This window comes from Chroococcidiopsis sp. TS-821 (genome assembly GCF_002939305.1).
Classification (GTDB): Bacteria; Cyanobacteriota; Cyanobacteriia; order Cyanobacteriales; family Chroococcidiopsidaceae; genus Chroogloeocystis.
Window position 1 is genome coordinate 35568 of sequence record NZ_MVDI01000004.1, and the last position, 13483, is coordinate 49050.

Annotated in this window: 12 protein-coding genes; 8 read left to right on the forward strand and 4 right to left on the reverse strand. The window is 43.5% G+C overall.

The features are described from left to right. Positions 1–208 precede the first annotated feature (208 nt). Positions 209–1423 (forward strand): 4-hydroxy-3-methylbut-2-enyl diphosphate reductase, encoded by a 1215-nt coding sequence (locus B1A85_RS13200; protein WP_104547378.1) that lies wholly within the window; start codon positions 209–211, stop codon positions 1421–1423. A 117-nt stretch (positions 1424–1540) separates the two neighbouring features. Here the strand turns inward: B1A85_RS13200 and B1A85_RS13205 are convergent, their stop codons facing one another. Both B1A85_RS13205 and B1A85_RS13210 read right to left on the reverse strand, forming a co-directional pair. Then, positions 1541–2137 carry a DJ-1/PfpI family protein gene (locus B1A85_RS13205; RefSeq protein ID WP_104547379.1) on the reverse strand — a complete coding sequence of 199 codons (597 nt, stop codon included), beginning with the start codon at positions 2135–2137 and terminating at the stop codon, positions 1541–1543. 247 nt (positions 2138–2384) lie between these two features. Further along, entirely contained in the window at positions 2385–3278 is an 894-nt protein-coding gene (locus B1A85_RS13210; RefSeq protein WP_104547380.1) for a mechanosensitive ion channel family protein, read from the reverse strand. 341 nt (positions 3279–3619) lie between these two features. Here B1A85_RS13210 and B1A85_RS13215 point away from each other — a divergent pair, with 341 nt between their 5' ends. Beyond that, positions 3620–5044: a carotenoid oxygenase family protein gene (locus B1A85_RS13215; protein ID WP_104547381.1), complete on the forward strand. Its 1425-nt coding sequence runs from the start codon at positions 3620–3622 to the stop codon at positions 5042–5044. 68 nt (positions 5045–5112) lie between these two features. Here B1A85_RS13215 and B1A85_RS13220 read toward each other — a convergent pair whose 3' ends face one another. Continuing rightward, a complete protein-coding gene (locus B1A85_RS13220) occupies positions 5113–5598 on the reverse strand; it encodes a hypothetical protein (protein WP_104547568.1) in 486 nt (161 codons plus the stop codon). A gap of 550 nt (positions 5599–6148) precedes the next feature. Here B1A85_RS13220 and hemJ point away from each other — a divergent pair. The 6 genes from hemJ (at position 6149) to B1A85_RS13250 (ending at position 11934) form a co-directional block, all read left to right on the forward strand. Next, on the forward strand, positions 6149–6715 hold the full coding sequence (gene hemJ / locus B1A85_RS13225; protein ID WP_104547382.1) for a protoporphyrinogen oxidase HemJ: 567 nt from the start codon (positions 6149–6151) through the stop codon (positions 6713–6715). Between the two features lie 39 nt (positions 6716–6754). Then, on the forward strand, positions 6755–7882 hold the full coding sequence (locus B1A85_RS13230) for a class I SAM-dependent RNA methyltransferase (RefSeq protein WP_104547383.1): 1128 nt from the start codon (positions 6755–6757) through the stop codon (positions 7880–7882). Positions 7883–7977: 95 nt separating this feature from the next. After that, positions 7978–9336 carry a tRNA (N6-isopentenyl adenosine(37)-C2)-methylthiotransferase MiaB gene (miaB, locus tag B1A85_RS13235; protein ID WP_104547384.1) on the forward strand — a complete coding sequence of 453 codons (1359 nt, stop codon included), beginning with the start codon at positions 7978–7980 and terminating at the stop codon, positions 9334–9336. A 129-nt stretch (positions 9337–9465) separates the two neighbouring features. After that, positions 9466–9768 carry a hypothetical protein gene (locus B1A85_RS24545; RefSeq protein ID WP_210404436.1) on the forward strand — a complete coding sequence of 101 codons (303 nt, stop codon included), beginning with the start codon at positions 9466–9468 and terminating at the stop codon, positions 9766–9768. 123 nt (positions 9769–9891) lie between these two features. Beyond that, positions 9892–11004, forward strand: coding sequence for a D-alanine--D-alanine ligase family protein (locus B1A85_RS13245; RefSeq protein ID WP_104547385.1), 1113 nt, complete (start codon positions 9892–9894; stop codon positions 11002–11004). A gap of 159 nt (positions 11005–11163) precedes the next feature. Beyond that, the gene (locus tag B1A85_RS13250) at positions 11164–11934 is read left to right on the forward strand and encodes a hypothetical protein (RefSeq protein WP_104547386.1); all 771 of its coding nucleotides are present in this window, start codon (positions 11164–11166) and stop codon (positions 11932–11934) included. Positions 11935–11993: 59 nt separating this feature from the next. Here B1A85_RS13250 and B1A85_RS13255 read toward each other — a convergent pair whose 3' ends face one another. Continuing rightward, on the reverse strand, positions 11994–13403 hold the full coding sequence (locus B1A85_RS13255; protein WP_146087175.1) for a hypothetical protein: 1410 nt from the start codon (positions 13401–13403) through the stop codon (positions 11994–11996). Positions 13404–13483: the final 80 nt, after the last annotated feature.

A 13483-nucleotide genomic window follows, 5' to 3' on the forward strand; every position in this document is an offset into this window, starting at 1 on the left:
GTCTGTGGCGGTTTTTTGTTGTTTTTAGGTTATAGCCATTAAAGAGATGCTTAAGAGTCGCTCGCAGCTCAAAACCATTACCTCTTCATAGCTTTTAATCCTGACTTTTAACCTTTGGGGTATGAGTATTTTAACGACAGCATCCAATTGGCGTCTGGGCATTTTATGATCGAGTGTGAGAAGCATCAAAGTACGAGGCAACACCTGCATGGATACAAAAGCTTTTAAGCGATCGCTCCAACATTCAGAAAACTACCACCGTAAAGGATTTGGACATCAAGCTGAAGTCGCCACGCAGCTGCAATCGGAATATCAAAGCAATCTCGTGCAGGAAATTCGCGACAATAACTATACGCTGCAGCGTGGTGATGTCACAATTTATTTAGCAAAAGCCTTCGGGTTTTGCTGGGGTGTTGAACGTGCTGTGGCAATGGCGTACGAAACTCGCCAGCACTTTCCTCAAGAAAGAATTTGGATTACTAACGAAATTATTCACAATCCTTCCGTGAATCAACGCCTGCGCGAAATGCAAGTCGGATTTATTCCGGTAGAAAATGGCAAAAAAGACTTTTCGGTTGTTGAATCGGGAGACGTCGTAATTCTTCCGGCTTTTGGTGCGAGTGTTCAAGAGATGCAACTATTAAATGACAAAAGTTGCACGATTGTTGATACAACTTGTCCTTGGGTATCTAAAGTTTGGAACACCGTAGAGAAGCACAAAAAAGGCGAATATACGTCGATTATTCATGGTAAATACAACCACGAAGAGACGCTAGCAACAAGTTCGTTTGCTGGAAAATACTTGATTGTTTTGAATTTGGCACAAGCGGAATACGTTGCCAATTACATTCTCAATGGCGGCGATAAAGATGAATTTTTAGCGAAATTTAGCCGCGCTTGTTCCGCAGGCTTTGACCCCGATCGCGACTTAGAACGCGTCGGAATTGCTAATCAAACAACAATGCTCAAAAGTGAAACCGAGCAAATCGGGAAACTCTTTGAGCGTACAATGTTGAAAAAATATGGTCCGACAGCTTTAAACGACCATTTCCAAAGCTTCAATACGATTTGCGATGCAACACAAGAACGCCAAGATGCGATGTTTGAGCTAGTCGAAGAAAAACTCGACTTAATGGTTGTAATTGGCGGCTTTAATTCTTCTAACACGACGCACTTGCAAGAAATTGCCGTAGAACGCGAAATTCCGTCATATCATATCGACAGTGCCGATCGCATTGGTCCAGGTAATTGTGTAGAACACCGACAACTCAGTGGAGAACTGGTAGTTACAGAAAACTGGCTACCAGAAGGCGCGATCGCAATTGGTATCACTTCTGGCGCTTCTACGCCTGATAAAGTCGTAGCCGACGTCGTGCAAAAGATATTTGATATCAAGCTCAACTTAGCTACAATATACTGCTAACTAACTGTAGCGCGTGCGATCGCGCTCGCATGAGGAATTGTTGCGCTTTTCAAGGTTCAACTAACCCGCACGCACTAAGTCATACGCGCGATCGCTATTTTTTTGAAGACACTAGAATTAAACTGCCATTAATTCAGCATGTTCAATGCGGGTTCCCAAAACTTTGAGAAACTCAGCCAGCCACCGAGGATGCGCAGGCCAAGCTGGAGCTGTCACTAATTTACCATCGACAACAGCTTCAGTTACTGGTACCTCCACAAACTGTCCGCCTGCGGCTTGAACTTCGGGCGCACATGCTGGATAAGCACTGCAACGCTTTCCACGAATGACTCCTGCTGCTGCTAAAAGTTGCGCGCCGTGGCAAATAGCTGCAATTGGTTTGTTGGCGTTGGCAAAGTGTTGAACGATCGCAATAACCTCTTGATGAAGTCGAATATACTCTGGAGCGCGACCACCAGGAATAACCAAAGCATCGTATTCCGCAGGCTGAACCTCAGCAAAATTAGCGTTGAGCGTAAAGTTATGTCCTGGCTTTTCTGAATAGGTTTGATCGCCTTCAAAGTCATGAACAGCCGTGCGTACAGACTCTCCAGACTTTTTATTAGGGCAAACTGCGTGAACGGTATGACCTACCATCTGCAACGCCTGAAAGGGTACCATCACTTCATAATCTTCCACAAAGTCTCCAACCAGCATCAAAATCTTGGCAGCCATATTCTGTCCTCCTTTGCTTGATTTATAGTTCATCTATTTTTTGACTGTAAGCCAACAGAATTTTTTTTTCAGTAGCAACAATAAAATGTAATTTACAAGTTACACAGTGGTTATTGAAGATGGCGCAGTAGAAATGCGTTTACCGCGCTTAGATGTTCTGCTGCTGCGGGCACTAAGCGAATTCTTCCTAAAAAGACCTTGATTTAGCTAAAATTAACAAAATCTTTCCTGCTAACGATGACTGCCGCTAATTGATATGAGAGTCAGTACGATCTTTAGCTGGATAGCGGTCGTTAAATTGCGCTTGATTGTAGTAATAAAGTGTCCGAATGGGGTAAGGAATATTAATTCCAGCTTGGTCGCACGCTTTCTTTAGGGCAATAATTACCCGCGTTCTCGTTTGGCGTACCTGGATTTTTTGTGGGGCACTCCAGTAACGCACTACTAACTCGATTGCACTATCACCAAATGCTACTGCATCAACTTCCGGAGGTGGACTTGGCAAAACACCTTTAACCTGCTTGACCGTCTCCAGCAACAAATCAATTGCACTTGCTAAATCAGTACTATAGTCAACGCCTAACTCTAAGTCAGTTCGACGGTGTGGCATTGCAGTCAGTACCTGCACCGAACTTGTAAAGACGATCGCATTAGGAATCAGTACGCGTTCCCCTTGGTAAGTTCTTATTTGAGTCGAGCGAATCGTAATATCTTCTACAGTTCCTTCTGAACCATTAACTATTATTTGATCGCCCAATCGGAAAGGTTCATTCAAAAGTAATAACACGCCTGCTAAAAAGTTTTTAAAAATGTCTTGAAAAGCAAAACCAAAGGCAACTGAACCTAAGCCAAGTAAACCAATAATATCTCCTAGCCGCAAATCTGGAAATGCAAGAACACACGCAAGGAGAATACCGGCTACCCAAGTTGCAACATGAGTAATCTGAATAAGAAGCGATCGCAGCGATTGACTTTTAACTACTCGCTTTGTTGCTACATGAGTCATTCTGCGCGTAACATTCGCCGCATAACGCGTCAAAAACAAAATAATAATTGCTGCGGCAAAGGCTGGAAGTGCTTCAATAGTATTACCTAACAATTGTAACAAACTTGCTTGTACTTCTTGAATTAGAGCATTCATAAATCAAAAAATTAACAAAAGCTATTTGCCGATTTTAATATTTTTTGAATGTATATCCGTTTAAATTAGAGTCTTGATAGGAATTATAAAACCTAATTTAGTAGTTTATTCGTGATTTAAAAAATAACTTATGATTTCGTAGAAATAGCTAAAGATAGATTCTAAAAAACTTTTATTTATAATTTTAATTATGGATAGATAAAATAATAAACATATCCTTAAAAGATAATGTCAAAAGAATTTATGCGAAATTTGTACAGGTAATTCTCAAGTAGCTACAAGTAAAAGTGCATTCTTGCTAACCTAGGGAAAGACATTGCAGTATGCACGTAAGCTAAAGAATGTACGTAAAAGGTGAACCAGCTACACGAACTTGGGCGAAAGCGATCGCTCAACCTGCCAAAGAATTTCCACTGACGACGTTACCTATCCTTGCAGGTAAAATTCCTGCCAATCTGCGCGGTACGTTATATCGCAATGGTCCTGCACGACTCGAACGCGGTACAACGCGCGTAGGACACTGGTTTGATGGTGACGGTGCAATTCTCGCAGTCAATTTTACTGACACTGACGCTACAGCCTTATATCGTTATGTACAAACACAAGGTTATCAGGAAGAAGCCGCAGCAGGGCAATTCCTCTATGGTAACTATGGCATGACTGCACCAGGACCAATTTGGAACCAATGGTTCAAACCCATAAAAAATGCAGCAAATACATCCGTCTTGGCACTTCCTGATAAACTATTAGCGCTATGGGAAGGTGGCAATCCCTACGCGCTTGATTTGAAAACGCTACAAACTTGGGGAAGCGACGATTTAGGTGGATTGCAAGATAACTTACCCTATTCTGCTCACCCTAAAATTGACGCTCAAACTGGCGAGATCTTTAACTTTGGAATTACTCCTGGCTTGAATGCGACACTGAACCTTTATAAAAGCGACGCCACGGGCAGAATTTTGCAACGCGCAGCATTTCCCCTCAAAGGCGTTCCACTCGTGCATGATTTCGTTTTAGCAGGCGAGTATCTGGTGTTTTTTATCCCTCCAGTGCGGCTCAACGCCTTACCAATTCTTATCGGCTGGAGTAATTTTAGCGATTCCTTAGAATGGCAACCGCAACTTGGGACAGAGTTTTTAGTATTCGACCGCAATCTCGCACTAGTTTGTCGAGGCGAAACAGAACCTTGGTATCAATGGCATTTTGCGAATGGCTACGTAGACGATCGCGGTAATATCATCGTTGACGTTGTCCGCTATGAAGATTTTCAAACAAATCAATATCTCAAAGAAGTTGCTACTGGGGAAACGCATACTGTTGCAAAAAGTGCACTGTGGAAAATACGTCTCGATCCCCGCGCGAGTAAAGTGACAGCGAGTGAAAATATCTTAGACCGTCATTGTGAATTTCCGGTCATTCCTCCACACGTCGTTGGTAAAGAACCACAGCAAATTTATCTTTCTGTACATCGTCCGGGTGTTGATGCGCGCAAAGAATTGTTTGGGGCGATCGCGCGTTTTGACTATCAAACTCAAACGTTCGCGATCGCTGACTGTGGTGAAAACCGCTATCCTACTGAACCTATTTTTGCTTTCGATCCTGAAAATCCAGATCGAGGTTGGGTTGTGACTGTTGTCTATGATGGTAATACTGATAGTAGTGAAGTTTGGATATTTGGCGATCGCTTAACAGAACCCCCAATTTGCCGTCTAGGACTACCTAGTGTAGTTCCAATGGGATTTCACGGTACGTGGAAACCAGCATAGAATTGAATTTAGACAGCGAATAAATTTGCTGCTAAGCAAACAAAGTCCACCTGCGCAAACTAGTAATTTTAGCTTTGACAGGAACTGACATTCTTGACCTCTGTTATATCAAGAAATGCTCTCCAGTTCTGTGGTTGCATGAAGTTTAAGTACTCTAACGCGAAGTCTGGTGGCAGAAATTCTAACATTAATTTATTCTCTATCCAAAATTCGATGACATGAAACGAGCCGCGATTGTTCTTTCTGACTAACCAACCTTCTCGCGCGCCTATATCTGCTATTTTTTCATAGCTAATTGGCACCGAAATAGCAGCGTGAACGGCGGTAAATGCACTAGATGAACTATTATGTGAAAATGTTGCTTCTTCAACTCCGGGAATTAATTCAGTTCCCATAGGATACAGTTCTATTGCTGTACCATACTCATCATCAGCAAGTACAATATAGCTTCCTGGATGCGGTGGAAAAGGAAGTGAATATCCGTGACAAATCTGTGCTAAAACCTCAGCAACATGAAACGGACGATCGACAGCAATCGAAATATGATGGAGCATAAAAAAATCAATCCTTAACATTAAATGTTGTCATTATTTAACTAAGGAGGTCAATTAGTTATCAGTTTTTCTACAGATAAAAGCCGCGTTGTTCCAGATGGGTCGTCAAAATTTCATTGTTTCTTAATAAAGCCTGAGAGGTAAACTAAAGTTACAATATGCTCTAATACCGTTTCGCTTTAAAGTTGCTACAAATAGACCGCAGAGGAGCAGAGGACGCAGAGGGGCAGAGGGGTAGAGGAGAAGTTAATTGTAGTTCTTATTTAGAGAAATGGTATAACTCACTTCTCACTTTGACCTCAAAACTGCAGGTCTACATAATGTCCTCTGCCATTCCTGAGATTCAGAGTTTCAAAGAAAATTGACATTCAAAACACATTTAGGTTTAAGGTTTGTGTTGGTAGGCGATCGCTGATACCTTCTCTTGGCTAAGCTATGAAAATGTCAAAATTTTGTAGGGTGTCACTCTTAAGTGTGCTACACATAAAGCACCGCATTTCGGCTTGGACATAAATGAAAAGGACATCAGATTTAAAAGAGATTGGGAAATATGGCTTATTACTGGTTTAAAGCATTTCATCTTGTCGGTATTGTGGTTTGGTTTGCGGGATTGTTTTACTTAGTGCGCTTGTTTATTTATCACGTTGAGGCGAATGAACAACCCGAACCAGCGCAAACAATTCTCAAAAATCAGTACCAGCTGATGGAAAAACGGCTGTACAACATCATTACTACACCTGGAATGCTGGTAACGGTAGCAATGGCGATCGGGTTAATTAGCACGGAACCGGAAGTACTCAAAGAAGGTTGGCTACATATTAAACTGCTATTAGTTGTCTTATTGATCGGCTACCATCACTATTGCAGTCGCTTAATGAAGCAATTAGCAAAAAACGAGTGTCGCTGGAGTAGTCAACAGCTACGCGCTTTAAATGAAGCACCAACTGTGTTTCTTGTAGCAATCGTGTTACTAGCTGTATTCAAAAACAATTTACCCACAGATATTACAGCGTGGGGAATTTTAGCGATGATCGTGGCGATGGCAGTTGCGATTCAACTTTATGCGAGAAAGCGCAGACTTGACAAAGAAAAACTCATGACACAACCACAAGAGTAGTTGTTAGGATGGGCTATTGCCCATCTTAGTTTCAAAAGTGTGAATTTTAGCTACTTTGCAACAGTGCAACGCGGACTAGAACCCGTTGCAGCGCAAGAATTAGAACGTTTAGGCGCAAAAGAAGTACGCCCTGACTTTACTGGAGTACATTTTGTTGGCGATCGCGCGCTACTATACCGCGTCAATCTTTGGGCAAGAACAATTTTTAGAGTTCTCGTACCCGTGCGGGAATTCTACTGCCCTAATTCAGATACTCTCTATCAAGAAATCCAAAAAATTGCCTGGGACGAGTACCTCCAGCCAAATAATACATTAGCCGTTACCTGCACAGGCGGCAATCAAAAACTCAACCACACGCACTTTACCGCGTTACAGGTCAAAAATGCGATCGTAGACCAACAGCGTCGCAAATTCGGTCAAAGATCGAGCGTTGAGGTGCAAAATCCTGATATATCGATCAATGTTCATATTTATCAAGACCACTGTACTGTGAGTTTAGACAGTTCCGGTACAAGTTTGCATCGACGCGGCTATCGCCAGGCGATGGGTGCTGCGCCCCTAAAGGAAACGCTTGCGGCTGCGCTTTTAGAAATTGTCGAATGGAATAGCAATTTGCCGTTGTTAGATCCATTATGCGGTTCAGGAACCTTACCAATTGAGGCAGCGTTAAAAGCATTGAATATCGCGCCGGGTTTATTTCGACAAAAATTCAGCTTGCAAAACTTTCCTGATTTTGATTCTCAATTATGGCAGCAGCTACTAAAAGAAGCGCAAAACAGTAGATTATCAAAACTACCAGCACCGATTTGGGGAAGCGATCGCGACCCTCATGTCTTAGCTCAAGCACATAGTAATGCTCAGCGCTGTGGTATTGAACATCAAATTAAGTTTGCTCAAACAGAATTGTCGCACCTTGAAGCGCCAGCAGATCGCGGCATTCTGATTTGTAATCCTCCTTATGGGGAACGTTTGGGAGATGTAAAAGAACTCGGTGCGTTTTATAAAATGCTTGGCGATGTGTTTAAGCAACGCTTCAAAGGCTGGACAGCGTTTGTTTTAACAGGTAACAAAGAACTAGCGAAAAAAATTGGATTGAAAGCATCGCGGCGCATTCCTGTCTACAACGGTGCTTTAGCGTGTACGTTACTCAAGTACGAACTGTATTAAGCTCCAGCGAACCATAGCCTCAGTGTCACCAAGCGCTGCCAACAAAAATCTATAATTAAAATTTGGATGCTGTCTTCTATCTTGACTAGATCGCGATGACCACCTTTAACCGCCGCTACCACATTACTACTTTTGGCTGCCAGATGAACAAAGCCGACTCGGAACGCATGGCTGGTATTTTAGAAGACATGGGCTTTGAGTGGTCAGAAGATCCCAATCAAGCAGACTTAGTTCTTTACAATACTTGTACGATTCGAGATAACGCCGAGCAGAAGGTGTATTCTTACCTTGGCAAACAAGCAAAGCGCAAACACGAACAACCTGAATTAACCTTAGTCGTTGCTGGCTGCGTTGCGCAACAAGAAGGCGAGTCACTACTCAGAAGAGTTCCTGAACTCGATCTTGTTATGGGGCCCCAACACGCTAACCGCTTACGCGACTTACTAGAGCAAGTTTTTGCGGGAAATCAGGTAGTTGCTACTGAACCAATTCAAATCGTTGAAGATATTACGAAACCGCGCCGTGACAGTACAGTGACTGCTTGGGTTAATGTGATTTATGGTTGTAATGAACGCTGTACCTATTGTGTTGTTCCGAATGTACGCGGTGTAGAACAGTCGCGGACACCCGAAGCAATTCGCGCGGAAATGGTAGAACTAGGTCAGCAAGGTTTTAAAGAAGTCACGTTGCTAGGGCAAAACATTGACGCTTACGGACGCGATTTACCAGGAACGACACCAGAAGGACGCCACTTACACACGTTAACCGACTTGTTGTATTACGTGCATGATGTGCCAGGAATTGAACGTTTGCGGTTTGCAACGAGTCATCCGCGTTATTTTACAGAACGTTTGATTCGTGCGTGTGCACAGTTACCTAAGGTGTGCGAACACTTTCACATTCCTTTTCAATCAGGCGATAACGAAATTCTCAAACGAATGTCACGCGGCTACACGCAAGAGAAATATCGGCGGATTATTGAGACAATTCGGCGATATATGCCCGATGCCTCGATTAGTGCAGATGCCATTGTTGGTTTTCCTGGAGAAACGGAAGCACAGTTTGAAAATACGCTCAAACTTGTCGCGGATATTGGTTTTGACCACTTGAATACTGCTGCTTATTCGCCGCGCCCAGGTACGCCAGCTGCTGTGTGGGACAATCAAATCAGTGAAGAAGTCAAAAGCGATCGCCTTCAACGGCTCAATCACCTCGTTGCGATTAAAGCAGCCGAGCGTTCTCAGCGCTATCTTGGTCGCATTGAAGAAGTGCTAGTTGAAGACCAGAACCCCAAAGATCCAACGCAAGTTATGGGGCGCACGCGTGGCAATCGCCTAACGTTCTTTCCTGGTAATATTGCGGAACTTAAAGGTAAGCTAGTACAAGTAAAAATTACCGAAATCCGCGCTTTTAGCTTAACGGGTGAGGTTGTTCGGCAACCAGTCACAATTTAACTTAGCAGAGGTTATAGGTAACAGGTAATAGGAAAGCTAGTTAGCACTAGCACTTAGTAATAGAAGCAAGCTAATGACCAGTTACCAGTTACCAATTACCAACTTTGAAAAGTCGCAAGGTATTGCAGTATGAAAATTCGTTTTCACCAAGAACCTACACGAGGACGGCAAAATAAGTGCTTAGTTTGTGGCTGCCTTTACCATCTCAAAACAGCAAGAGCATCAGTATATAGCAACCAAGGAATTGAATACGGCGATATTTGCCCTGATTGCTTAGCACTAGGCGCGCAAGGCATTAAGGCGCGTCTACAAGCAAATATTCAACGTTTGCGCGAATTTGCCGACGAACTCGAAGCGCTTTCACAGGAATCTGTGCAATTACCTGGATTAGAAGCCGAATTTAGTGTCTATCGCAATCGCATGACCTCCTAATCGAATCTTCAATTGATGAGTGCATGATTGAAGAACTTTTAACTCAAAACTCGAAACTCCTGAATCGCCCCTCCCCTATGGTACGCTATTGCCCAATGAGGAGCACCGTAAGGGGAAGAGTGGATGAAAAAATTGCGCGTAGGATTGCTATTTGGGGGTCGTTCAGGAGAACATGAAGTGTCGATTAGTTCGGCACGCGCGATCGCGCAAGCAATTGTATCAGATCCCAATCGACAAAAATACGAACTTTTGCCGTTTTATATTCAAAAGGATGGGTGCTGGCTTTTTGGAGAGCACGCGCAGCAGGTTCTTGCATCTGGTACTCCTCTCCAAATCAATGAACCAAAGGCACACTTATCAATTGATAACCAAACATCGCTTCCTATTCCGGCATCTCCTTATTTACCTGTTTGCTCTTCTTCATCTTCATCACAAGTTACTGATGTAGATGTCTGGTTTCCAATGCTTCACGGTCCAAATGGAGAAGATGGCACAATACAAGGGCTGTTGCAATTAATGCAGGTGCCTTACGTAGGCTCTGGAGTATTAGGCTCGGCTATGGGTATGGATAAAATCGCGATGAAAATGGCCTTTGCCCAAGCTGGATTGCCGCAAGTCAAGTATATGCCAATTAATCGCGCTCAGGTGTGGTCAAATCCTTGTGTTTTTCCCAAATTGTGCGACCAAATCGAAGCAACGCTTGGTTATCCGTGTTTTGTGAAACCGGCGAATTTAGGCTCTTCGGTCGGTATTGCAAAAGTGCGATCGCGCGGTGAACTAGAAGCAGCCCTTGATAACGCGGCTAGCTACGATCGGCGGATAATTGTCGAAGCAGGTGTCGTTGCCCGGGAACTAGAATGTGCGGTGTTGGGAAACGACCATCCTAAAGCGTCAGTTGTCGGAGAAATTACTTTTGAAAGCGATTTCTATGACTATGAAACAAAATATACTGCAGGTAGAGCCAAATTATTAATTCCTGCACCTGTACCCGAATCTGTTGCTGCGGCAATTCAAGAAATGTCATTACAAGCTTTTGCTGCAGTTGATGCGGCAGGCTTAGCACGAGTCGATTTCTTCTACATTGAAGCCACAGGAGAAGTTTTGATTAACGAGATCAACACGCTACCAGGCTTTACAGCAACAAGTATGTATCCACAAATGTGGGAAAAAAGTGGCGTGCCCTTCACGGAATTAGTCGATCAACTTATTCAGTTGGCATTAGAACGACATCGTTAAAGGTTAGTGGTCAGTAGCTAGTGGTTATTAGAGTAGGTGAGAGTAAATAGTGAGTAATAATTTCTTCTTCTGCATACTTACTCTAAAAAACCCCGATCGCTGACTTTCCGATCTATTAGATAATGAAACAAACAGGGTGTACGCCGCTGGCATTTAGTTATGGACGAAAATCAAAGTACACAGCAGTCATCACGACAACGTAGCGCTCTACAGTTGGCCCGTGCCAGACGCCGAGGTTCGGCAAAATCATCAACCTTCTTCAATTCGGTACTTGCACTGCTGCGTTCGCCTTGGCTGCTTTGGCCTTTGCTGTGGTTAATTCTATTACTAGCCGCGACACTGTCTATTTTTAGTTTAACTTTTGCTGGTTTTGTCGATCGCCCAGAATCAACACCACTCGTTGTTCAAGTACCTGAAGCAACCATTATTAATAGCAATCGCCTGCTTGTATGGATAATTGGTGCGATCGTTATCTGTGCAGCGGGCTATTGGGTTGTCTTCCGACAATTAAAAGGCTCTTCACAGCCAATAAGAAAGCGTCAACGCCGTCAACGACGCAGATCGCGTAACCGACAACGGCAAGTGCAAATGTTACAAGCACAACAGCCTTCTACGACTCCTAGTGCAAAACCACCTAGTGTCGAACCAAATACATCTATTCCAACTTCCACACCTACATTGCCTGTCACTGAGGTGACAGAACATAGAAGCTCTGAACCACCTGTTGTAGAGGTCACAGAACCTAACTCCGTATCGGCGAGTCATGGTAGTAGTGAAAACCCAGTCATTACAATTTTGCCTCCGGAAGACGTGCAACCAGTAGATGTCGAAAAAGTCTCGCTTGCAGAAATGATGGATATTCGCAAGCGTCGCTCGCTGGCTGCGATTTTGGGTAAAACTTATGATGAGGAAACAGAAGACGGAATATAGTAGAGGTTAGGGGTCAGGAAGCGGGGTTAGATAGTTGACGAGAGATACTTTATTGTGCATTATTTGTTGAGCAGAAGGAGCGATCGCCAATCGGCAACCGCTTTTTGATGCCATAGCCAATGCCTCTCTAACTGCTGCGGTTGAAAGTTTACAGGATCTTCTGCTAAAACTTTTTCTCGGAGCTTTACTGCTTCATTGATGAGTTTTGCTTGTTCGTTAGGCGGTTGATTCGGCACAAAGTGCTGCAATACTAATGCAAGTCCTGCATATGTCGTAAGCAGTTCTCTGTTATCTTGCGTTAAGGGCTGTTGATTCGCTAAATACAATGCTTCAAACCACGCTTCATTCGCTTGACTCCAATTGTCTTGTGCATAGTAGGCAAAGCCTAAAGCATTGTAGTATTTTATGTCAGGCTTTTGTTTGAGCGCAGCTTCCCAATAACGACGCGCTTGTTCTATTTGTGAAGACTGCCATGCCAAACGTCCGCGTAGAAACAAGATTCTATCAGAATTAGCAGACCGAGGAACAGCTTTCAGTGCTGTGTCAGCATATTGTAAGGCGTTGCGGTTGAGTAGTTCTTCAACTAAGGCTTGTGCCAGGCTCAATTCTCCTTGATGAAGTTGAGCGATCGCGATCGCTGTGATTTCTTGGCTACTCGCATTTTGCCAGTTGCGCTTATTTAGCCGATTCCAAGCTGAAGATGCTAAAGAGCTAGCAATTTGATTTGGTTGCTGATATTCCCACCAGATACTCGCGATCGCAACGGTTGCCATCATGAAACTGCCAATTACAAGTGCGGTCAAGACATCTGATTTGCCTCGCGGTGGCGGTGTAGATAACCTCGAACTTGGTTCGTTACTTGGGGTTGTAGACGGTGATGCTGCAAGTTGACTCAAGATATTGGCAACAACAGCCGAATCTTCGGCATAGTCGGGATCGCTATCGTCAATTTCTTCAAGTAACGTTTCATTCCACTGTTGTTCTGCCAGCGACTCGCGCTGTATATCATCGAGAAGTAAAGCCCAATCGTATTGTTCTTGATTCTCAGTTGCGGCTGCACTCCGGCTAACTTTCACTGCGATTTGAGGATCGGTAATTAAAAAGCGCTCTGCTGTATGGAGAAATTCCCAGGGTAAATCGACCAAGCAACTTGCAGCAATTTCTAAGTGTAATGACAGTACGGCTTGTTTTTGCTGGGCTAAGTTTTGTGCTACGTGCCAACTTTCTGCAACTTTTCCTGTAAACAATGCAGTATAAAGTTGTTTTCCTAAAAAAACTAAGTTTGCATTTAAGTTATGGCGATCGCCTAGATGTACAGCCTCTTTAATTTGTTCTGTATAACTTAACCAATGTGCTACATCCCAAGCTCTAACTTCCTTTGCCTGTGGCACTGTGGGCGGTAATTTTTCAGTGCTTACTTGGTAAGAATTGTCACTACCAGTTACGCAGAGGTGAAATTCTAGCGTCACAGTTGCTCCTATTGCACGAAAAAAGGAAAAAAGTTCGCAACACAGGAAAATCTTTGCTGTTGAACTCTGAAACAGCTGTT

What these genes read in the sequence shown, in the direction of transcription:
- B1A85_RS13210 (WP_104547380.1), bottom strand. Translation starts at nt 3,278, where the DNA reads ATGAATGCTCTAATTCAAGAAGTACAAGCAAGTTTGTTACAATTGTTA.
- B1A85_RS24545 (WP_210404436.1), top strand. Translation starts at nt 9,466, where the DNA reads ATGAAAATTCGTTTTCACCAAGAACCTACACGAGGACGGCAAAATAAG.
- B1A85_RS13250 (WP_104547386.1), top strand. Translation starts at nt 11,164, where the DNA reads ATGGACGAAAATCAAAGTACACAGCAGTCATCACGACAACGTAGCGCT.
- B1A85_RS13205 (WP_104547379.1), bottom strand. Translation starts at nt 2,137, where the DNA reads ATGGCTGCCAAGATTTTGATGCTGGTTGGAGACTTTGTGGAAGATTAT.
- B1A85_RS13215 (WP_104547381.1), top strand. Translation starts at nt 3,620, where the DNA reads ATGTACGTAAAAGGTGAACCAGCTACACGAACTTGGGCGAAAGCGATC.
- B1A85_RS13200 (WP_104547378.1), top strand. Translation starts at nt 209, where the DNA reads ATGGATACAAAAGCTTTTAAGCGATCGCTCCAACATTCAGAAAACTAC.
- miaB (WP_104547384.1), top strand. Translation starts at nt 7,978, where the DNA reads ATGACCACCTTTAACCGCCGCTACCACATTACTACTTTTGGCTGCCAG.
- B1A85_RS13220 (WP_104547568.1), bottom strand. Translation starts at nt 5,598, where the DNA reads ATGCTCCATCATATTTCGATTGCTGTCGATCGTCCGTTTCATGTTGCT.
- hemJ (WP_104547382.1), top strand. Translation starts at nt 6,149, where the DNA reads ATGGCTTATTACTGGTTTAAAGCATTTCATCTTGTCGGTATTGTGGTT.
- B1A85_RS13245 (WP_104547385.1), top strand. Translation starts at nt 9,892, where the DNA reads ATGAAAAAATTGCGCGTAGGATTGCTATTTGGGGGTCGTTCAGGAGAA.